The sequence below is a fragment of the Fulvivirga marina genome (genome assembly GCF_016775155.1).
In the GTDB taxonomy this organism is placed as follows: domain Bacteria; phylum Bacteroidota; class Bacteroidia; order Cytophagales; family Cyclobacteriaceae; genus Fulvivirga; species Fulvivirga marina.
Genome location: NZ_JAEUGD010000068.1, coordinates 75,340 through 96,391 on the forward strand (window position 1 = coordinate 75,340; position 21,052 = coordinate 96,391).

Here is a 21,052-nt window from a genome sequence, read left to right on the forward strand (position 1 = left end):
AAATTGAAATGAAGATAAATAAAACCTAATGTTTAATCACACTTCTCACCTGGTCATTTTTAAAAATCGTAACTTTAGTCCCTAACCATGGTTAAAAATGCCTTTGAGAATTAACAAAAAAACAGCATATTCAATATCCATTTCTTCAAACCTACTAACTATTGAAATGAATATCCTGAAACTGACCATTGTCGCAATATTTGCACTAGCCATATTAGCCTGCTCTGAAGACTCGAAAAGAGTATCAGGCGTCACAAATTCTACTTCTGAAAAAAGTACCAACAATGAAGTCATATCAGGTATGGTTAATAGAATATCCTCAGACAGTATAGAGGCTAAAGTCAAAAAACTGGTAAGCTTTGGCTCACGTCATTCTCTAAGTGAAACAAAAAGTGATTCATTTGGTATTGGAGCAGCAAGAAGGTGGGTAAAGAGCCAATTTGATGGGTACGCTAAAAATAGTGGAGGTCGCATGCTTGTAGAATTGGACCCGTTTATTGTACCTCCCGGCCGCAGGGTACCTTACAAAGTGGAAATGAAAAATGTAATGGCCACCCTGAAAGGAACAGACCCTGATGATGATCGTATATTTATAATTAGTGGTCACCTCGACAGCCGAGTATCGGATGTAATGGATAGCACCTCAAAGGCACCTGGGGCAAATGATGATGCATCGGGAGTAGCACTGGTTATGGAACTTGCCAGAGTAATGTCAGGTATGGAGTTCCCGTCTACCATTATATTTTTGGCTGTGCAAGGCGAAGAGCAAGGCTTGCTTGGAGCTACACATCTAGCAGAAAAGTTAAGACAAGATAGTGCTAATGTTGTTGCCATGTTTAACAACGATATGGTCGGAAATACACTCTCAAGCCAAACGGAACTAAGAAATGATTCAACGGTACGGGTATTTAGCGAAACCATACCTGCTTTTGAAACAGAAGATATGGAGAAACTCAGGAAGTATAGCGGTTCCGAAAATGATAGTCATTCCAGACAACTTGCTAGATATATTAAAGAAACTGGGGAAGCTTATGTGAATAATTTTAATGTTACCCTTAACTATAGAATGGATAGATACCTCAGGGGTGGAGATCATATTCCCTTCAGCAAGAATGGCTTTACCGCGGTAAGATTCTGCGAAATGAATGAAAATTACTATTACCAGCATCAGGACGTACGAAAAGAAAAGTCTCAACAGTATGGCGACCTACCCAAATATGTGAATTACAACTATGCCGCACAGATTGCTCGTGTAAACCTTGCGGCTTTAGCTAACCTAGCTTTGGCTCCATATGAGCCAAAAAATGTGGGTTTAAAAGTTGACTTAGGTAACACCACCACTTTGGTCTGGGGAGCTCCAGACAAAGGCCAAACACCAAAGGGATATAACATTCTGATTCGTGAGACTTACAAGCCTTTATGGGAGAAAAAAATATATATTAATGACACTGTAGCTACCATTCCATATTCCAAGGATAATTTTTTCTTTGCAGTGCAATCTGTAGGTGAAAAAGGAGCGCTTAGCTTACCTGTTTTTCCTGTTCCTGTACGTGAGTTACCCTATAAAAACAATAAACCCGACGAAAGTAAAGCATTATAATGGCCTTTGCTTTCACCGGGCAATTATTCTTGGATAAGTTCTGTTTTAATCATACCACTCGGCGTACATCGGATAATTTCTGGCTGTCCTTTGAATAACCTCAAGCATTTCCGGTCCGGTATCTTTTACCTTTTTCGCAGGCACACCGGCATAGATAGAGTTTGCCTCCACAACCGTTCCTGGTAATATTATTGCTCCTGCGGCAATAACAGCACCGCTATGTATCACTGCATCGTCCATAATAATTGCTCCCATACCAACAAGTACATTATCATGAATTGTACAGCCATGAACTATGGCATTATGAGCAATTGAAACTTTATTCCCAATTACAGTTTTGGCTTTCTGATAAGTACAATGTATGATTGCACCGTCTTGGATATTGGTATCATTACCAATGGTAATTGAATGGACATCTCCCCTCACCACTGCATTAAACCAAACCGTACAATTATCCCCCATAGTTACATCTCCAACCACTGTTGCATTTTCAGCCAAAAAACATTTTTCTCCAAACTTCGGAGCAACTCCCTTTATTTCCTTTATTAATGCCATATTCTTAATGTTTGAACAACAATAAATATCACTAGAATTTATAAATTTGTTATGCTAAATATATAAGCTAGCAATTTAAACCAACTAAAAAGAAGACACATGAAGAATTTGAAATTTTTGGGTTTTGCAGCCTTCGTTATCATGGCGGCGGCTTGCAGCCAAACGAAGGAAGGAACTGATGCCGAAGTCTCTGAAGCTAAAGAAGTTACCGAGGTAAGCACATCGGAATCATTCGGTGTTAACAAGGAGGAGAGTAAAATAACCTGGATTGGGAGTAAACCCACTGGCAAACATAACGGAATAATACCTATAGCTTCCGGAGACATTGCTATAGAGGATAATCAAGTTGTTGGCGGAACCATTGTGATTAATGTGGCAGAAATTGATAATCAAGACTTAAAAGAAGATCCTGATAGCCATGGAAAGCTAGTTGGTCACTTAAAGTCTGAAGACTTCTTTGATACACAAAACTACCCCACTGCCGAATTTGTAATTACCTCAGTTGAGCTATACAGCAAAGAAGATTCTGTAAAGGTGAAAGAAGAATTTGATACTCAGTATAAACCTGCATCTGCAAAGGAACACATGGTAGCTTCCCCTACTCATAAAGTGACAGGAAACTTAACCATGAGAGGTAAAACTTTAAGTATTTCATTCCCTGCACATGTGCAGGTTCAAGATAATAAGGTAATAGCCAAAGCAAAATTTAATATTGACCGTTCACTTTGGGGACTGCAATACAATAATGAAGCTGATGTAGTAGATAAAGCAAAAGACAAGTTCATCTATAACACGGTTAATGTCGGCTTTGACATTGTAGCTAACAACTAATACTTAATACCTGACAAACCTTAAAAGAGGGACTTCCAGCTTTACTTGCAGTCCCTCTTTTTATATTTAAATTTGCAGAAAAAACTCTCGATACGTTGAGAAAACACTCATTTCAGTACACTCTGGAAACCCCAGACTCCTTCATAGAAAAAGCCTTATGCTGGGCATCTTCATTTGGGCACTGCACATATTTTAATAACAATAATATATTAAAATATCCTTACGGCCCATTCGATAACATACTAGCCGTAGGTGCTCAAAAAGTTATCGACTTCAGTAATGAGGACAATTTTGAACAACTAAAACAATATTATAATGATCAGTCAGAATGGATGATTGGGTATTTCGCTTACGATCTTAAAAACCAAATAGAAGCATTGGACTCTGACAACCCTGACCACATGGGGTTTCCTGACATATACTTTTACATTCCAGAGCACCTTCTTTTTTTTAAGGGAAGCACCCTTTATATTGAAAGCAATATTGCTCCTGATCAGATCATTGATGTCATCACAAACATTCCAATTGACAGAAAAACAAGTGTCAAAGCCCCTGATTTAAAACAAAATACATCAAGAAATCAGTACATTAACACTGTAAATAAACTTAAAAACCACATACTCGAAGGTGACATCTATGAGATCAACTATTGTATTGAATTTGCTGCAATGGATACAGAAATTGACCCTTTAACCACTTACCAAAAGCTGACCCACCTATCCCCCACTCCATTTTCAGTATACCACAAGTTTGACAACAGGTATTTGATTTGCGCCAGCCCTGAGAGGTTTCTTAAAAAGCAATCCAAAAAACTGATATCGCAACCGATAAAAGGTACTGCAAGGCGCGGCTCATCATCCTATGAGGATGAAATGATAAAACAAAAACTTCGTGCTGATGAAAAAGAACTGGCTGAAAACATGATGGTTGTGGACCTGGTGAGAAACGACCTTGCCAGAAGTTCGGAAACCGGAACGGTTAAAGTAGATGAGATGTTTGGTATCTATACCTTTAAGCAACTTCATCAGATGATCTCCACTGTCACTTCTAAACTACGGTCTGATGTACACTTCATAGATGCTATTAAAAATGCATTCCCTATGGGAAGTATGACCGGCGCCCCAAAAGTGAAGGTAATGCAGCTCATTGAAGAATATGAACAAGCAAAACGAGGACTGTATTCCGGCGCCATTGGATACATTAATCCATCAGGAGATTTTGACTTCAATGTAGTCATTCGCAGCCTACTTTATAATGCACAGAAAAAAAGACTTTCATTTCAAGTGGGCAGTGCCATTACCTACGATTCCATCCCTGAACAAGAGTATGACGAATGTCTGTTGAAAGCCAGAGCCATTACGCAAACACTAGGTGTCTCTCTGAATGATCAGACCTAGAATTTTAAGGAAAATAATGACTGACACAATGTCACTTTTACAGGTTATTGTTACCTTTGTAATTCTATAATAAAAGGAATATATCATGCAAAAGGTGATTGAGGATATAGATATTTTGGCTAATGACAGTGCGCAGCATGAGGCCTGCGAAACCGTCAAAGTATCTGAGGATGAGAACACAGGCAAGGAGCGAAAACTATACATAGAGAGCTATGGTTGTCAGATGAACTTTTCTGACAGCGAAATAGTGTCATCAATAATGAAAAAAGAGGGTTTCGACACTACTTCTAATTTTAATGAAGCAGATGTTATACTTCTCAATACGTGCTCAATCCGTGAAAAAGCAGAACAAACGGTAAGAGCCAGACTTTCCCAATTTAACACGGTAAAGAAGCAGCGCCCTGAGATGATGATCGGAGTTTTGGGCTGTATGGCAGAGCGCCTGAAAAGTCAGCTTTTGGAAGAAGAAAAAGTTGTGGATCTGGTTGTTGGACCTGATGCCTACCGCGATCTTCCCGGACTTGTTAAACAGGTTGACGAAGGGCAAAAAGCAGTTAACACTTTCCTTTCAAGAGAAGAAACATATGCTGACATTAGCCCTGTAAGACTCAACTCAAATGGAGTTACAGCATTTATCTCCATTATGAGAGGTTGTGATAACATGTGTTCGTTCTGTGTGGTACCACTTACCAGAGGAAGGGAACGCAGCAGAGACCCTTATTCAATCGTAAATGAAGCACAGGAACTCTTCAACAATGGCTATAAGGAAGTAACACTTCTAGGACAAAATGTAGATTCTTACAAATGGTCTCCGGAAGTAAATAATAAAGCCAGACTAGAAAAATCTGGAGTAAGTGAGGTAATAACCTTTGCAAACCTTTTGGAAATGGTTGCAAAGGTTCACCCTGACCTGCGTGTTCGCTTTTCTACTTCTCACCCAAAAGATATCACTGATGAAGTTCTTCATACCATGAAAAAGTATGAGAACATCTGTAACTATATACACTTACCTGCCCAAAGTGGTAACACCCGCGTACTTGATATCATGAATAGAACCTACACAAGAGAATGGTATATAGATCGTGTTGATGCTATCCGAAAAATAATAGGTCAAGAATGTGGCATATCTTCTGATATGATTTCCGGCTTCTGTACTGAAACTGAAGAAGAACATCAGGATACCCTTACATTGATGGATTATGTAAAGTATGATTTCTCATACATGTTCTTCTACAGTGAGCGTCCAGGTACCCTGGCTGCTAAAAAATTTAAAGATGACATTCCATTGGAGGTCAAAAAGAGAAGATTAAGTGAAATCATAGAAAGGCAACAAAAGCATTCTCATGAGCGCAACCAAAAAGATGTTGGCAAGGTACACAAGGTGTTAATAGAAGGTTTCTCTAAAAGATCAAATGATGATTTACAAGGAAGAAATTCAGCCAATAAAGTGGTGATATTCCCCAAAAAACACTATCAAAAGGGACAGTACGTTAATGTATTGGTTGACAGGTGCACACCTGCCACTTTATTTGGAAATATTGTCGATTGATCAATAGTTATGGATTTTGATATTTTAAGTATAAAACAGCGGTTTGGTATCATAGGCAATTCAACATTGCTCAATCATGCCATACAAGTAGCTGCCCAAGTGGCACCTACAGATATGTCAGTACTCATAACTGGAGAAAGTGGTAGTGGCAAGGAGTCATTTAGTAAAATCATTCACTTTTTGAGTCCACGGAAGCACAGCCAGTTTATCGCCATTAACTGTGGATCTATACCAGAAGGCACCATAGATTCAGAGCTCTTTGGGCATGAAAAAGGCTCATTTACAGGAGCGCATGAGGCCAGAAAAGGTTACTTTGAAGTTTCAAATGGAGGAACAATATTCCTCGATGAAATAGGAGAAATGCCTTTGGGTACGCAAGCCAGACTATTAAGGGTACTCGAAAACGGTGAGTTCATTAAAGTAGGATCTTCTAAAGTTCAGAAAACAGATGTACGTGTAGTAGCTGCTACCAACGTCAACCTGATGAAAAATGTAGAAGAAGGTAAATTCAGGGAAGATTTATATTATAGATTAAGCACAGTGCCAATTTATGTTCCTCCGTTGAGAGACAGAGGTGAAGATATTGTCCTCCTTTTCAGAAAGTTTGCTACTGATTTTGCCGAAAAATACAGAGTAAAGCCAATTTCACTAACTGATGATGCCAAAGAAATCCTCCTAAAGTACCGGTTCCCAGGCAATATCAGACAGCTAAAAAACCTTACAGAGCAAATCTCTGTTCTTTCCACTGAAAACAAGTCTATTGATGCAGAGACCTTACTAAGGTATCTGCCCAAGGATCAAAGTCAACTCCCTGCTCTATACCGCGACCCTGAAAGGGAAAAACAAAATCTTTCAGAACGAGACCTGCTTTACAAGGTTCTTTTTGACATGAAAAAGGATATGAATGATCTTAAAAAATTTGTTCTTGAGGCACTACAAAGTGAAGGTTCTGCAAGTCAGGTTATAGAGGATCATAGTGAATTGTTTGAAGGTTTGGACAATAGTACTACTGATCAGCCTCCCCCATCAGAAAAACCCGTGTTACTAAATATAAACTCTGCTACTCCTGAGCGGAATCAACCTTTCGATAATGGGGACGCAGATATTCAGGATATCTCACACGAAACTGAAGAAGACGAGTCTTTATCAATCGAAAAGAAAGAAAAAGAACTAATAATAAGAGCATTAAGAAAGAATAATAACAAAAGAAAATACGCAGCCAAAGATTTGGGCATTTCGGAACGGACTTTGTACAGAAAAATCAAACAATACGAACTTGAAGATCTATAATCGAATAATTCTGTCTGCCCTGATGTTCCCTGTAATTTTACTAGGGGGATGTGGCATATACTCTTTTACAGGTGTGGCAATTACAGCTGAAACCATTTCTATTCAAACATTCTATAATGATGCTGAAGGTGGGCCACCAGATATGGCGCAAACTTTCACAAATAAACTTAGAGACTATTACCAGTCTAACACCAACCTCGGGCTTGTTGAGTTCGATGGTGAACTTCAAATTGAAGGGGTAATTACAGGCTACAGACTGGCTCCGATCGCCCCAACTGCAACAAACAATAACCAGCTTGGAGGCGGTACCTCTGCACTTACACGACTTACCATTACCGTACAAGCTACTTATATAAATACAGAGAATGATCAGTTTGATTTTGAGAACCGTTCGTTCTCATTTTACAGTGACTTTGACAGTAATCAAAACCTTACAACCATTGAGGATCAACTACTTGAGGAGATATTTGATCAAATTATTTTGGATATATTCAATGCGTCGGTTGCCAATTGGTAATTTTTGATATATTTTTACTCACTAACAATTAACTGAAAGTCAATAAAATCTGCGGCTTTGAATAAACAGAAATTCACAAAAATACTAAAGAATTATCATAATATTCCTAATGAAGACAGGAATAAGCTGCACGACCTTGCAAAAAATTTCCCCTACAGCCAGATTATACATACCCTCGTGGCTAAAGCAAACCACGATGCTAAAACAGAAATTGCAGAACAGACCTTACATTATGCTGCATTTTATGCTTCTGACAGGCATGTTTTAAGAGATATTATCCGAGATAAACCTGCCAATCTCATTTCTGCTCATGAAGCGACAGAAGAGGTTCCAGCCCCTGCTACTGTTCATGAGCAACAGGAAACTTCTTCCATCAGTTCAGGTAGTAAACACCACATCACCGTAGCTGCAGAGTTATACGATCTAGGAGCTGATAGAATCAGAAATGCAGTACTATCAGATCTTGAAAATCTTAAAAAAAGCAAAGCTCAATACATGCAGTGGCTGGAAGAGGATCCCCAGTTGTCTAAAGTAAAAAGCAAAGGTGATGAGAAAAAAAGCACGGCAAAAAAGAGCAAAAGCAGTGTAAAACCAAAGGAGAAGAAAGTAAAAACCTCGTCTAAACAAGCTAAAGCCACAGCAGAAAAGGAAAAGACACCAAAGACTAAAAGGAAAACAGGAAAAGAGTCTGACACGGCAAAACCAAAGAAAGCCAGGAGTACAAAACAAAAAAAAGTTGCTCACGATAAGCAAAGAGAAATTATAGATAATTTTATAAACAAGGAGCCTTCCATTACAGCCAAGTCCTTAAAAGGGCCAGAAAATCAACAAGACCTTTCTGAAGCCAGCACAGCTTTCAATGAAGACCTTATATCTGAAAATCTCGCACAGATTTTTGTAAACCAAGGCAAGAAAAATAAAGCCATAGATATTTATAAAAAATTAATTTGGAAGTTTCCGCAAAAAAAGGCTTACTTTGCGTCTCGAATCGAAGAATTACAAAAATAATCATAAGGTCATATAATGTTTACACTTATTTTAAGTTTGATAATTTTAACCGCAGTACTGCTGGTATTGGTAATTTTAGCTCAAAATTCAAAAGGAGGCGGTCTTTCCAGCCAGTTTGGTGGAGCTGGTGCCAGTAACATGATAGGTGTTAAAAAAACTGGGGATCTTTTAGAAAAATTAACATGGGGATTTGCAATAGCAATATTTGTATTGACGCTTTCAACCAGCTTTGTAATAAAAGAAAAGCAGGGTCCCGTTGATGAATTCAGAGACAGGGCTAAGGAAGAAGGTGGAGCTTTACCTTCACTAGACCTTGGAGATGTGGAAGGGGAAGATGACGCGGGAGCTTCTGAAAACTCAGGACTTGAGGATCTCTCCGGAGAGTCTGATAGTGTTGAATAAATGAGAAAGAAATTAGTTAGATAGGTAAGGTCACCACACGGTGACCTTTTTTTATGCCCTTGAAATATACCTGATTAAGAGACGTTTTGCAACAGGCTCCAAAGTAGAAGTATATGGGAACTTTATTTTTGAATGAATCAAAAAAGTTGCAGGATTTGGCATGTCTTTAAAACGCTTGGTTAGCCCGATCTTCAAACTTTCATAGGTATCCCCTAGCCCACGCCAGAGACTATCAATCAAAGTAGTATGTATGCCTCGATATTGCTCTTCTGATGTTTTAAGAAAGGTAAGTTGATACCTATACACCCTAGTTTGTGATGAAGGACCATGACTTACAAAAAAATACCCCTCATCAGTATATAATGGAAGTAACCCAACAGGTGTCACTTCACAATTACTCTCAACAAACTCATATATTTCTTTGCCTTCGGTAAGGGACCTTTTAAATAGTGGTAATGCATAACTGATAATATCCCCAATTTCATTCATCAACTCATCGTCTTCAACGATTTGCTTATAGGTTAATTCTAATTTTTCAAAATCCACCCCCGTCAGCTCCTGGGGAAAGTTCTTTCTAAGCGATTCATGACTATTCTTGAATGCCATCAAATTATTATAGTGGAAAACGAGATCTCCGAGTATGGGATACAACTCTTGCAACCGAAAAGAACTCTTCACCTTCTTAAAGTAGGCCAACAATACATACTTCTTGTACTCAAAATCAATTAACCCATCGGTTAACCAGTCGTTACTAAGTTTTTCCATATTACTCCATTTAGTTATAGTAAAGGGACACCACCCTTTCTTCTAAATGGAGAATATACAAATAAATGACATTATTAACAATACACCTGACATTCTGCCATGCCTAAAGCTGTGCAATAATGACAGGAGTCTGCCAAGTATTAGAAAAACACACCTATACCTCTGCAAAAATGTCTTTTTTTTTGATTCATATGGTATTGGCACAAATCATGTAATAGCTCCGACATAACACGACTTAAAGTTTAATTATTAAATCTATAACTAAAATGTCAAAAGTAAATATCAAACCTCTTGCAGACAGAGTTCTTGTAGAAGCTGCTGCCGCTGAAGAAAAAACAGCATCAGGTATTATTATCCCTGACACTGCTAAGGAAAAACCTCAAAAGGGTAAAGTAATTGCAGTGGGTAATGGCAAAAAAGATGAGCCTTTAACTGTTAAAGAAGGTGATGAAGTACTTTACGGTAAGTATGCCGGAACTGAGATTACTGTTGATGGTAAGGAATATCTTATCATGAGAGAATCTGACATATTTGCAATCGTTTAATTGTTTAATCAAACAGTTGAAAATTCAATCCCAAAAACACAAAATTTGAAAAATTATGGCTAAAGAAATATTATTTAACACATCTGCTCGTGAAAAACTGAAGACTGGAGTTGATGCTCTTGCTGATGCCGTTAAGGTTACATTAGGACCAAAGGGTAGAAACGTAATCCTTGATAAGAAGTTTGGTGCCCCAACCGTGACTAAAGATGGTGTATCTGTAGCAAAAGACATCGACTTGGAAGATGCAGTAGAAAATATGGGTGCTCAACTGGTTAAAGAAGTAGCTTCTAAAACAGCTGACGATGCTGGTGATGGTACTACTACAGCTACTGTATTAGCTCAGGCTATATTTGCTCACGGTATTAAAAACGTAGCAGCAGGAGCTAACCCAATGGATCTGAAGAGAGGTATCGACAAAGCAGTTAGTGCTGTGGTTGAAAACCTTAACAAGCAGTCTAAAACCATCAAAACTTCTAATGAAATAGCTCAAGTAGGTACTATCTCTGCCAACAATGATTCTGAAATTGGCGAGATGATTGCCGATGCCATGGAAAAAGTTGGTAAAGACGGTGTTATCACAGTTGAAGAAGCAAGAGGTACTGAAACTGAAGTTAAAACTGTAGAAGGTATGCAGTTTGACAGAGGTTACTTGTCTCCTTATTTCGTTACTAATACCGAGAGTATGGAAGCTGAGTTGGAGACTCCTTACGTATTGATCTGCGACAAGAAAATTTCTTCAATGAAAGAACTTCTTCCAATTTTGGAGGCAAGTGCTCAAACTGGAAAGCCTCTATTGATCATCGCTGAAGATGTAGACGGAGAAGCTCTTGCTACGTTGGTAGTAAACAAAATCAGGGGTGCACTGAAAATTGCTGCTGTTAAGGCTCCTGGTTTTGGAGACAGAAGAAAAGCAATGCTTGAAGATATCGCTGTTCTGACCGGAGGAACTGTAATCTCTGAAGAAAGAGGATACAAGCTTGAAAATACTACGTTGGAGGATTTAGGTACAGCTGAAAAAATCAACATCGACAAGGATAATACTACAATCGTTAACGGTGCTGGAAAGAAAGAGGAAATTCAGGCTAGAATTGCTCAAATTAAATCTCAGATTGAAAACACTACTTCTGACTACGACAAAGAAAAGCTACAAGAAAGGCTTGCTAAGCTTTCTGGCGGTGTAGCTATCCTTTATATTGGTGCTGCTACTGAAGTAGAAATGAAAGAGAAGAAAGATAGAGTTGATGATGCATTGCATGCTACAAGAGCTGCCGTACAAGAAGGTGTTGTTGCCGGTGGTGGTGTTGCTCTTATCAGAGCTATCGAAGTTCTTGAAAGCGTAGAAACAATCAACGAAGATCAAACCACAGGTGTAAACATCGTAAGATTGGCTCTTGAAGCTCCTTTAAGAACAATTGTTCAGAATGCCGGACTTGAAGGATCTGTAATTGTTCAGAAAATCAGAGAGGGTAAAGATGACTTCGGTTACAATGCCAGAGACAATAAATATGAAAACATGTTTGATGCCGGAGTGATTGATCCTACAAAAGTTACTCGTCTAGCCTTAGAGAACGCTGCATCTATTGCAGGACTATTATTAACTACAGAAGCTGTAGTAGCTGATATTCCTGAAGAAGATGGTGGTGGGCACCCTATGCCAGCCGGTGGCGGTATGCCAGGTATGATGTAATAAATACCATCTTATAACAATAAAGGCTTCGCAATTGCGAAGCCTTTATTGTTATATCCTACAAATACCAGTAAAGCTCTAAATCAACCTCCTCCTTTAACGACAACTAACTCAATTGGTAATTTAAGTATCTTTTTAAAATCTTCACCCGACTCCATCATATCCTCATCTTCCTCCTCGTAATGCCAAAAAACTTTTACACTTTGCTTTTCATTTACCTTTTCCAGCTTTCTGAGAATCTCCACTAAGCATTTAGAAGAGCTTGTATTGAAATACTCCAGGTTCACATGTAGCTTGGTTTCAGATCGAGGGTTTCGCTCATACTCATCCAGCCATTCCAGTAAAGGCTTATAAAATTCAATTGAATTTTCGGGAATAGAACGACCCGAAATTTCAAATTCACCATTCTGAGCATTAAAATATAACCTTGGGGTTTTGGGTGTGGGAATTAATGTATAATTATCCATTGATTAATGACTTGAATGTTTGAGATAAATAAGTACCCTAATTTACGAATTTGAAAAGGTTACTTCTAAGGTAAAAAAAGAAAATTTATCATCAATTTCCTCAAAACTATAAGACAACTTTCTTCCAGACTTCCTTGCCAGATCTATCAAACCAAGACCAGCCCCACCACCATGAGAAGGAATACCAACATCAAGAATTCCTCGATACAACTCCTTTAACTCTTCATTGTTCAGTGCATTCACCATTTCAATCCGAGACCTTATGCTGGCGATTTCACGTGTAAGAAGAAAATTCCCTGTTATGATTTTGTGTGTATTTTCACACTCTAAAACAACAATAAAAACCTCATTCCGATCTTCAAGAACAGGACTCTTTAAATAATTATATAAATTTTGAGTGATCTCGATCAGTAAATTGAAAAGCTTTTTTTGCAGGCCTTTAGAGGAATAATTGGCCGTGAGTAACAGTTCGATACTTTTCAGAACCGTATTTAGATCAGCGGAGGAAAGGCTACCCAAGTAACTAAAAACCGTGCTTCCCTTGGTAAGTTGCGCATAGCGCTGCTTAATATCAAACGTACTGACATTCATCAACTACAGTATAAGTTGTGAATATAACAATATTTTGTAGCAAAATATCCCGCAGTTCATTATTTATTATAAAAAAAAGCTCAGAAGCATTTCTGAGCTTTTTAAAATTATTTCTTTTTTAAACCTCCACTGTATCCCTTCTGGAATAACCTTCTTCCTCTATAGCTACAACAGGGGAAGCATCTTCAGCTCCATGAGTAAGTCTTTTAAGAGGCTTCAAGAGTGCTATCACTAACAACCCAAATACAACGCAAAAAATTGTAATACCAGTAAATACTTCAAACTCCCCAGCACTTGTTGATAACTCTCCAAGCTCACCGGCTAACTTGTTACCAAATCCAGTGGCTGCAAAATAGAAGCCCATCATAATGGACACATATTTAGCAGGAGCAAGTTTTGTTATAAATGACATAGCAACAGGAGAAGCACAAAGCTCTCCTATAGTATGGAACATATACGCAAGAACCAACCAGTACATAGCAGAGCTACCATTAGCGGCCCATTCCTTTGTTGCGATACTCATAAAAGTAAACCCAAGCCCCATAATAATAACCCCCATAGCCATTTTAAATAGCGAGCTAGATTCCTTACCTTTCATTTTTCTATTGTACCAATAAAAGGCTACCAGTGTACCCAATGTGAATATAAAGAATGAATTTACTGACTGAAAAACTGTAGCTGGCACCTCATAAAAACCTAATGGAGCTTCTCCGCCCGAAGCGGTAAACACCAACATTCTTAACAAAATAAAAGCCAGCAACAAGAAGCCAGCCCCGATAAACCAATACATTCCATTTGATTTTTTAACCTTTGAATAGACACCTCTCACAACCAACCCAAGAATGGCTATTCCAAAAATTATATCAAGGTTTAAAATAGATATCAACCTATCCGTCTTATCACTGGCATAAAGATTCATCAACCCTCCTGCCTGTTCAAAAGCACCCCAGAAAATAATTACTATTAAATAGCTAAGTATAAGTACTACTACCCTATCGCGCTCCTTTCCCTCTAACTCTGCAAGCATCACTATAAAGAACCCTACAAAGAAAGAGACTCCCATAACAAGCAGGCCGTAACCTACAGTACCGTCAAACAAAAGGTATGCTCCAACTACAAAAACCAAAATATTGGATAGAAGTGCAGTTATATTACCAAAAAGCTTGGATAAATACGAAGACTCCTTAGGTTTAGAGTTACCTCCAAAGGTTTCCTCTCCTTTATCAACCTCTCCCACTCCTTTAAGAAACCTTGTCCCCCAAATAAAAAGTATCTGTCCTACCACCATACCTGCTCCGGCAAGCCCGAAGCCAAAGTGCCAGTTTACATTTTCACCAAGTGGGCCAATAATCAGCCCTGCTAAAAATGCACCAATATTGATGCCTATGTAGAAAATTGTAAATGCTATATCTCTTCTCTCATCTTTCTGTTTGTAAAGCCCACCTACCATGGTAGAGATATTGGGTTTTAAGCCCCCAACACCCAGAACGATCAATGTAATACCTGCATACCAGGCCCATAAGGCCTCAATGGCCAAAACACCGTGACCTATACATAGCAAAACACCACCAATAACCACCATTTTCTTTTGTCCGAAAACCTTATCTGCCAAAATTCCTCCAGGGATGGAGGCAACGTATACCATCATAGTATACCAACCGTACAATTCAAGAGCTCTGCCACTATCCCAACCAAAGCCGGAATTTTCAGAAGTAACGGACGCGGTGAGAAATAAAACGAACAATGCGCGCATCCCGTAATAGGAGAACCTCTCCCATAACTCGGTGAAAAACAGAATATATAGCCCAACCGGGTGACCAAACAACTGCTTCCCGTTGGCCGCGTGATCAGGGTGATTAATTGATAAATTTGACATATTAATTTAATGGTTCGTGCAAAAAATACCGCTAAAGCTAACATTGTTCATTTAGATAACCAAATTATAATTGTATGTTCGGTTAACACGAACCCCACGAACGGCCTCTTAGACTACGCAAACGATTGAAATATCAGATTATCCTATTAATGAAGTAAACAATTTGTTATTTTTGTTGTCTTAAATTTTAAATCGACAAGGAATTTAAATCAAATCTTAATCATGCAAGAATTAGGGATAAAATCGGAGAAAGCTTCCATTGAAAAGCTTGGAATTAAGGATTCTGTCGCGCATTGGAATCTCGCTCCGGAAAAATTGGCAGAAATCGCTGTTGAGAAAGGTCAGGCAGTAAGGACAAAGTCAGGTGCAATTACTGTTGACACAGGAGAGTTTACCGGACGTTCACCAAAAGACAGGTTTATTGTAAAGGATGAAATAACGGAGGAAGCAGTATGGTGGGGTAACATAAATATTCCGTTTGATGCTGATAAGTTTGACCAGCTTTATGGTAAAATGGTTGATTACCTGTCAGGTAAGGAAATTTATGTAAGAGATGCTTATGCTTGTGCTGACCCTAATTACAGAACAAATATACGCGTAGTAAATGAGTACTCTTGGTCTAATTTGTTTGTTTACAACATGTTTCTTAGGCCTACAGAAGACGAAATCAAAACATTTGAGCACGAATGGCTTGTAATTAATGCTCCTGGGTTCAATGCTGACCCAGCCGTTGATGGTACAAGACAACACAACTTTGCCATATTAAACTTCAAAAAGAAAATAGCTCTGATTGGAGGAACAGGATATACCGGAGAGATAAAAAAAGGTATCTTCTCAGCTCTTAACTTCATTTTACCTCACCAAAAGAACACTCTATCTATGCACTGCTCTGCCAATATGGGTGAGCAAGGCGATACTGCCATTTTCTTTGGGCTGTCAGGTACTGGTAAGACTACATTATCTGCCGATCCTGCAAGAAAACTTATTGGAGATGATGAGCATGGCTGGTCAAATGAAAATACGGTATTCAATTTCGAAGGAGGTTGCTATGCGAAAGTGATAGATCTCTCCGAAGAAAAAGAACCTGATATTTATAATGCCATTAAAGAAGGAGCATTACTTGAAAATATAGTTATTAAAGATGACGAGGTGGATTTCAAAGATGGATCTAAAACTGAAAACACCAGGGTTAGCTATCCAATCTATCATATCAACAATATAGCTGAACCTTCAATTGGTAAAAACCCTAAAAACATATTCTTTCTCACGTGCGATGCTTACGGTGTTTTGCCTCCAATTTCCAAGTTAACCCCTGGCCAGGCAGCATTCCACTTCATTTCTGGATATACTGCTAAAGTTGCGGGGACTGAAGCTGGTATAACTGAACCTGTAACAGCTTTCTCAGCTTGTTTTGGAGCTCCATTTATGCCACTGCATCCAACAAAATATGCTGAGATGCTAAGCACAAAGATGCAGGAAGCAGGAGTTAATGTATGGCTAGTCAATACTGGCTGGTCTGGTGGTCCATATGGTGTAGGAAGTAGAATGAGCCTAAAAATAACCAGGGGCCTCATCACTGCTGCATTGAATGGAGAGTTGAATGATGTAGAGTTTGAAAAACATGAAATCTTTGGTCTAAACATGCCTAAGACTTGCCCTAATGTTCCTGAAAATGTATTAAATCCTAAAAATACATGGGAAGATAAGGAGGCTTATGACTCAAAGGCAAATGATCTTGCAAACGCCTTTAACAAGAACTTCGAGAAGTTTGCCGAAAATGCAAATGAAGAGATTCTTGCTGCGGCACCAACTGCAAAAGTCAGCGCACAGTAAAATTTTATTCTTTCAACAAATGTTAAGGGCTGGTCATTAAGATCAGTCCTTTTCTATTTTTATAGGCCGCTATAACTTCTTTACTTTCCTACTATAGAGTACCCTTACGCTGCAAGAAATTATACACTGCTCTAATCTGTCCATAGGTAATATCATTTCTTAACTTTTCTTTAACAGGCTTCAACCCAGGTATAGTGTTTTCTATGATTACCGGTGCGATTTCATCGATTAGTGACTGAGGCATAACCTCCAGTATATCTAATAATCCTTCCTGCACGCAATCGCTAAGATGGCTTTCTATTGTTGAAACAGATAGCTCGCGTACTTTGGCAATTTCTTCGGTTGATTTTCCTTCTCGAAAAAACCTTAGTGACTCCATCTTTGTCGGAGTTTTCAAATTGCTTTTCCTCTTACGTTTCTTCTGCTTTTTGTCCATTTGGGATTTCAATCCTCTCAAAGAACAGTATTCCACTACCTCTTCAAGAAAAACTTCTCCATATTTCTCAAGTTTAACCGCACCGAAACCGGAAATCTCTTGGAGATCTTCCATATTACAGGGCATATAAGTCGCTAACTCCTTCAAGGTAGCATCAGAAAATATGATATATGGTGGTACATTTTCACTTACCGCCAGCTTTTTACGAAGTAATTTTAGCCTGTCAAACAGTGAAGCTTCCATGGGTAGCTCCTGTTGTTTTTCAATGGTCTGATATACTGTCTCTTGTATTTTGAACAGCATAACCTTCTCTTCTCCCCGCAATACGGACAAACTCTTTTCTGTCAATTTCAATACAGGAAACTGTGTATTGGTTTTGCTCAGAAATCCCAAATACAAAAGATCTCTAATGTAATGGTTCCAGGCATCCTTACTAATATCTGCACCAACCCCATACGTCTTAAGTTGCTTGTGTTTACTTCTTATTTTTTCAGACTTTGACCCTCTGAGAACATCAATAACATATCCAGCTCCAAAATTTTGTTCAAGTCGTGCAACTGCGGACAGCGCCTTTTGCGCTATAATAGTGCCGTCAAACTGCTCTTTATCATTAAGGCATATGTCACAGCTTCCACAATCACTCTCTGCTTCTTCATCAAAATAGTTCAGCAGATACTTTCGACGACAGGTTCTCAGGTTTCCATACTCTGCCATTTCCTGAAGCTTTTTGAGCATGACCTGAGATTGCTGCTCATTATTTTCAACCTCAACAAACCTTTGAAGTTTCATGACGTCTGCATAACTATAGAAGAGCAATACATCACTTTTCAGGCCATCCCTTCCTGCTCTACCAGTCTCCTGATAGTAGCCCTCAATATTCTTAGGGAGATCCATATGAACGACGAATCGCACATTAGACTTGTCTATTCCCATACCAAAAGCTATGGTAGCTGTAATGATCTTTACCTCATCCTTTATAAACATATCCTGATGCTTTTCCCGCACCTCCCTGCTCAAACCGGCATGATATGGCAATGCATCATAGCCATCAGCTTTTAAACTGGCAGCTACCCCTTCTGCCGATGCTCTCGAAAGAGTATAAATTATACCCGACTCCCCTTCATGTTTTTGAAGGAAATCAAGTAACTGGCTATAACTTTCTCTCTTAGGGGCTACAAAATAGCGAATGTTTTCCCTATTAAAACTAGATACAAATATACCGGGGTTATCGAGCTTTAGTTGTTTCAGAATATCTTCTTTAGTCAATCGGTCTGCCGTGGCCGTAAGTGCTATAACAGGAGTTCCGGGAAAGCTAGTCTTTAACGTAGATAGTTGTATATACTCCGGCCGAAAGTCATGCCCCCATTGTGAGATACAGTGAGCCTCATCGATAGCAATTAATGAAATTTCAAGTGTTTGAAGAAACCTGGAAAACTCCCCCTGATTGCCAATTAGACGTTCAGGAGCCAAATACAGAAGTTTCAGCTCTTTGTTTTTAAGTTGGTCAATTATGGCTGTCTGCTGCTGACCTGATAATGCAGAGTTTAAATAAGCCGCTGGTATTCCATTGAGTTTAAGTGCATCTACCTGATCTTTCATCAAGGCTATTAATGGAGAGATGACCAAGGTCAGTCCCTCAAACATCAAGGCTGGGATTTGGTAGCAAAGTGATTTACCACCCCCTGTTGGCATAAGCACCATGCAATCCTTTTTATCCAGCACATGATCTATTATTTGCTCTTGATAATGACGAAACTTGGTATATCCAAAATATTGCTTTAAAACGTCTTTAGGATCGCTTGTTGATGACATTTTCATGAAGTGGCTTAGGTGTGGTTACAAATAATGGGGAATCAATAATACATATAAATAAAAAATAAACCGAGTTATGTAAAAAAGTTTTGGGGTTAGCATTTTATCCAGTCTACATCAACAAAAGTCGCCCCTAATATGTTATTAAAGAAAAGGAGGAAGAGATGAGACTTTTGACTTTAACTCTTGCTATTTTCATCATTTCAGGCTGCAAATCGTACCAGAGCACTAGTACTAAAAGCCAAGGATCCAATATTCTGTCAAAGGCACAAAATCAAGATGAATATGAATTAACAATCATAGACCCTGGTTTTGACAGGTGGTTTTCTGTAAATCGTAAGCCTGTAAATTATCATACCTTGTCCTTTTATGAGCAGCAAAATGCCAGATATGTAAGGGCTTGGAATGAAAAGGTAGGCCAACAAGGACATTATAATACAGTGAACTACCCATTCGAGAATCGTATAAATTACGACTCGTCAATAGATTACGGTCTAGAGCTTAATTACATGCTATATAACTATTTCCAGTACATAGAGAATACGGTTGGGAACAGATATAACTTTCCTTACTGAAATAAGCTGCAACTGCAGAACTATTAGCCAAACAGGGCTCCGGCTATGGTAGCCGTCATCATCGTTGCCAGCGTAGCTGCAAATAGAGCCCTCATTCCTAACTTTGATAGGTCTCCCTGCCTATTGGGAGCCATTCCTCCAATACCTCCTATCTGTATGGCAATTGAGCTAAAGTTAGCAAAACCACATAGAGCATAAGTAGAAATCACTATAGCCTTTTCACTCAGTATCCCTGCTGCTTTAAGGTCTGCAAGGCTTAAATAGGCCACAAATTCATTAATGACTATTTTTTGCCCAAGCAAACTTCCCACACTAATCGCCTCATCCCAGTTAACACCCATAGCAAAGGCAAACAGGCGGAATACCTGACCAAGTATATACTCCAGCGAAAAGCCTTTAAACGCACCATCAGTACTTTCTACAACAAAAGTGTTAAGGCCTGTCCACTCCCCTACTCCATCTACCAATATCCAGTTCAATGCAAAAATAATGGCTATGAAAGCAAGGAGCATTCCTCCAATATTTAAGGCCAGTTTCAAACCATCTGCCGCTCCTTGCGCTAATGAGTCTATAAGGTTAACCCCCAGGCTTTCTTTATTAACTTTCAAGTTGGAATCTATTTCTTCCGAACGGGTTTCTGGCATTACAATCTTGGCAAGCACAATAGCTGCCGGAGCATTCATTATAGAAGCACTCAATAAGTAGGCTGCATATTTTGCTCTTTCTGCAGGATCATCCCCCCCCAAGAAAGCTACATATCCTGCCAGAACACCTCCGGCAATGGTAGCCATCCCTCCAGTCATCAGACACATCAACTCTGATGTGGTCATATTTTTTACGAATGGCCTTACAAGTAAAGGTGCCTCTGTCTGCCCTAAGAAAATATTTCCCGCCGCGGATAGGCTTTCCGCACCTGACAAACGCATAGTACGCGCCATGATCCATGCTATACCATAAACTATTTTCTGAAGTACACCCAGGTAATAAAGACCCGCTGATACGGTAGAAAAGAAAATAACTGTGGGCAATACCTGAAATGCAAATATAAAACCGAATTTATCAACTTTGACTAAGTCTCCAAACAGGAACGCCGCGCCATCACCGGAAAAACTAAGAAAAGTTACAAATTTATCACTGATCCAGTCGAAGCCCACTGCTACATAGCTGACTTTAGTGATAAGTATAGCAAAAAATATTTGTAGAAGCAGGCCTATCCCCACCAATCTCCAATCTATGGCCTTTCTGTTTTTCGAAAAAAGGAATGCCATACCGATCAGGACGGCCAGTCCTATTAACCCTCTTATATAATCCATTTT

Annotated in this window: 19 protein-coding genes; 12 read left to right on the plus strand and 7 right to left on the minus strand. The window is 39.0% G+C overall.

Features of this window, described 5'->3' with window-relative positions:
* The first annotated feature begins 97 nt into the window (after positions 1-97).
* A complete protein-coding gene (locus JMN32_RS27015) occupies positions 98-1,600 on the plus strand; it encodes a M28 family peptidase (RefSeq protein WP_238354653.1) in 1,503 nt (500 codons plus the stop codon).
* Between the two features lie 45 nt (positions 1,601-1,645).
* Here JMN32_RS27015 and JMN32_RS27020 read toward each other — a convergent pair whose 3' ends face one another.
* Positions 1,646-2,155 (minus strand): gamma carbonic anhydrase family protein, encoded by a 510-nt coding sequence (locus JMN32_RS27020; protein WP_202859542.1) that lies wholly within the window; start codon positions 2,153-2,155, stop codon positions 1,646-1,648.
* Between the two features lie 99 nt (positions 2,156-2,254).
* Here JMN32_RS27020 and JMN32_RS27025 point away from each other — a divergent pair, with 99 nt between their 5' ends.
* The 7 genes from JMN32_RS27025 (at position 2,255) to secG (ending at position 9,149) form a co-directional block, all read left to right on the plus strand.
* Positions 2,255-2,986 (plus strand): YceI family protein, encoded by a 732-nt coding sequence (locus JMN32_RS27025; RefSeq protein WP_202859543.1) that lies wholly within the window; start codon positions 2,255-2,257, stop codon positions 2,984-2,986.
* 95 nt (positions 2,987-3,081) lie between these two features.
* A complete protein-coding gene (locus tag JMN32_RS27030; protein WP_202859544.1) occupies positions 3,082-4,383 on the plus strand; it encodes an anthranilate synthase component I family protein in 1,302 nt (433 codons plus the stop codon).
* An 85-nt stretch (positions 4,384-4,468) separates the two neighbouring features.
* Positions 4,469-5,932: a tRNA (N6-isopentenyl adenosine(37)-C2)-methylthiotransferase MiaB gene (miaB, locus tag JMN32_RS27035; protein WP_202859545.1), complete on the plus strand. Its 1,464-nt coding sequence runs from the start codon at positions 4,469-4,471 to the stop codon at positions 5,930-5,932.
* A gap of 9 nt (positions 5,933-5,941) precedes the next feature.
* The gene (locus JMN32_RS27040; RefSeq protein WP_202859546.1) at positions 5,942-7,222 is read left to right on the plus strand and encodes a sigma-54 interaction domain-containing protein; all 1,281 of its coding nucleotides are present in this window, start codon (positions 5,942-5,944) and stop codon (positions 7,220-7,222) included.
* A complete protein-coding gene (locus tag JMN32_RS27045) occupies positions 7,209-7,739 on the plus strand; it encodes an LptE family protein (RefSeq protein WP_238354654.1) in 531 nt (176 codons plus the stop codon). The genes JMN32_RS27040 and JMN32_RS27045 overlap by 14 nt, the downstream gene beginning before the upstream one ends.
* 57 nt (positions 7,740-7,796) lie before the next feature.
* A complete protein-coding gene (locus JMN32_RS27050; protein WP_202859547.1) occupies positions 7,797-8,747 on the plus strand; it encodes a hypothetical protein in 951 nt (316 codons plus the stop codon).
* A 15-nt stretch (positions 8,748-8,762) separates the two neighbouring features.
* The gene (gene secG, locus JMN32_RS27055; RefSeq protein WP_202859548.1) at positions 8,763-9,149 is read left to right on the plus strand and encodes a preprotein translocase subunit SecG; all 387 of its coding nucleotides are present in this window, start codon (positions 8,763-8,765) and stop codon (positions 9,147-9,149) included.
* A 51-nt stretch (positions 9,150-9,200) separates the two neighbouring features.
* On the opposite strand, the gene JMN32_RS27060 is transcribed toward secG, so the two are convergent.
* Entirely contained in the window at positions 9,201-9,914 is a 714-nt protein-coding gene (locus JMN32_RS27060) for a hypothetical protein (protein WP_202859549.1), read from the minus strand.
* Between the two features lie 266 nt (positions 9,915-10,180).
* Between JMN32_RS27060 and groES the strand changes: the two genes are divergently transcribed.
* Entirely contained in the window at positions 10,181-10,459 is a 279-nt protein-coding gene (groES, locus tag JMN32_RS27065) for a co-chaperone GroES (protein WP_202859550.1), read from the plus strand.
* Between the two features lie 55 nt (positions 10,460-10,514).
* The gene (gene groL, locus JMN32_RS27070; RefSeq protein ID WP_202859551.1) at positions 10,515-12,146 is read left to right on the plus strand and encodes a chaperonin GroEL; all 1,632 of its coding nucleotides are present in this window, start codon (positions 10,515-10,517) and stop codon (positions 12,144-12,146) included.
* A gap of 83 nt (positions 12,147-12,229) precedes the next feature.
* Here groL and JMN32_RS27075 read toward each other — a convergent pair whose 3' ends face one another.
* From JMN32_RS27075 to JMN32_RS27085, 3 genes are all read right to left on the minus strand, one after another.
* Positions 12,230-12,613 (minus strand): DUF1987 domain-containing protein, encoded by a 384-nt coding sequence (locus JMN32_RS27075; protein WP_202859552.1) that lies wholly within the window; start codon positions 12,611-12,613, stop codon positions 12,230-12,232.
* A 42-nt stretch (positions 12,614-12,655) separates the two neighbouring features.
* A complete protein-coding gene (locus tag JMN32_RS27080; RefSeq protein WP_202859553.1) occupies positions 12,656-13,204 on the minus strand; it encodes a SiaB family protein kinase in 549 nt (182 codons plus the stop codon).
* A 118-nt stretch (positions 13,205-13,322) separates the two neighbouring features.
* Positions 13,323-15,080 (minus strand): peptide MFS transporter, encoded by a 1,758-nt coding sequence (locus tag JMN32_RS27085; protein ID WP_202859554.1) that lies wholly within the window; start codon positions 15,078-15,080, stop codon positions 13,323-13,325.
* A 222-nt stretch (positions 15,081-15,302) separates the two neighbouring features.
* Between JMN32_RS27085 and pckA the strand changes: the two genes are divergently transcribed.
* Positions 15,303-16,913, plus strand: a complete 1,611-nt coding sequence (pckA, locus tag JMN32_RS27090; RefSeq protein ID WP_202859555.1) for a phosphoenolpyruvate carboxykinase (ATP) — start codon at positions 15,303-15,305, stop codon at positions 16,911-16,913.
* Between the two features lie 91 nt (positions 16,914-17,004).
* Here pckA and recQ read toward each other — a convergent pair whose 3' ends face one another.
* Positions 17,005-19,161 (minus strand): DNA helicase RecQ, encoded by a 2,157-nt coding sequence (gene recQ / locus JMN32_RS27095; protein ID WP_202859556.1) that lies wholly within the window; start codon positions 19,159-19,161, stop codon positions 17,005-17,007.
* Positions 19,162-19,325: 164 nt separating this feature from the next.
* Between recQ and JMN32_RS27100 the strand changes: the two genes are divergently transcribed.
* Positions 19,326-19,736, plus strand: coding sequence for a DUF6146 family protein (locus tag JMN32_RS27100; RefSeq protein ID WP_202859557.1), 411 nt, complete (start codon positions 19,326-19,328; stop codon positions 19,734-19,736).
* 23 nt (positions 19,737-19,759) lie between these two features.
* Here JMN32_RS27100 and JMN32_RS27105 read toward each other — a convergent pair whose 3' ends face one another.
* Entirely contained in the window at positions 19,760-21,049 is a 1,290-nt protein-coding gene (locus JMN32_RS27105) for a NupC/NupG family nucleoside CNT transporter (protein ID WP_202859558.1), read from the minus strand.
* Positions 21,050-21,052: the final 3 nt, after the last annotated feature.

Coding starts and splice junctions, on each gene's coding strand:
- JMN32_RS27085 (WP_202859554.1), bottom strand. CDS start 15,080: ATGTCAAATTTATCAATTAATCACCCTGATCACGCGGCCAACGGGAAG.
- JMN32_RS27015 (WP_238354653.1), top strand. CDS start 98: ATGCCTTTGAGAATTAACAAAAAAACAGCATATTCAATATCCATTTCT.
- groES (WP_202859550.1), top strand. CDS start 10,181: ATGTCAAAAGTAAATATCAAACCTCTTGCAGACAGAGTTCTTGTAGAA.
- miaB (WP_202859545.1), top strand. CDS start 4,469: ATGCAAAAGGTGATTGAGGATATAGATATTTTGGCTAATGACAGTGCG.
- JMN32_RS27080 (WP_202859553.1), bottom strand. CDS start 13,204: ATGAATGTCAGTACGTTTGATATTAAGCAGCGCTATGCGCAACTTACC.
- JMN32_RS27040 (WP_202859546.1), top strand. CDS start 5,942: ATGGATTTTGATATTTTAAGTATAAAACAGCGGTTTGGTATCATAGGC.
- recQ (WP_202859556.1), bottom strand. CDS start 19,161: ATGTCATCAACAAGCGATCCTAAAGACGTTTTAAAGCAATATTTTGGA.
- JMN32_RS27105 (WP_202859558.1), bottom strand. CDS start 21,049: ATGGATTATATAAGAGGGTTAATAGGACTGGCCGTCCTGATCGGTATG.
- pckA (WP_202859555.1), top strand. CDS start 15,303: ATGCAAGAATTAGGGATAAAATCGGAGAAAGCTTCCATTGAAAAGCTT.
- JMN32_RS27060 (WP_202859549.1), bottom strand. CDS start 9,914: ATGGAAAAACTTAGTAACGACTGGTTAACCGATGGGTTAATTGATTTT.
- secG (WP_202859548.1), top strand. CDS start 8,763: ATGTTTACACTTATTTTAAGTTTGATAATTTTAACCGCAGTACTGCTG.
- JMN32_RS27025 (WP_202859543.1), top strand. CDS start 2,255: ATGAAGAATTTGAAATTTTTGGGTTTTGCAGCCTTCGTTATCATGGCG.
- JMN32_RS27100 (WP_202859557.1), top strand. CDS start 19,326: ATGAGACTTTTGACTTTAACTCTTGCTATTTTCATCATTTCAGGCTGC.
- groL (WP_202859551.1), top strand. CDS start 10,515: ATGGCTAAAGAAATATTATTTAACACATCTGCTCGTGAAAAACTGAAG.
- JMN32_RS27020 (WP_202859542.1), bottom strand. CDS start 2,155: ATGGCATTAATAAAGGAAATAAAGGGAGTTGCTCCGAAGTTTGGAGAA.
- JMN32_RS27075 (WP_202859552.1), bottom strand. CDS start 12,613: ATGGATAATTATACATTAATTCCCACACCCAAAACCCCAAGGTTATAT.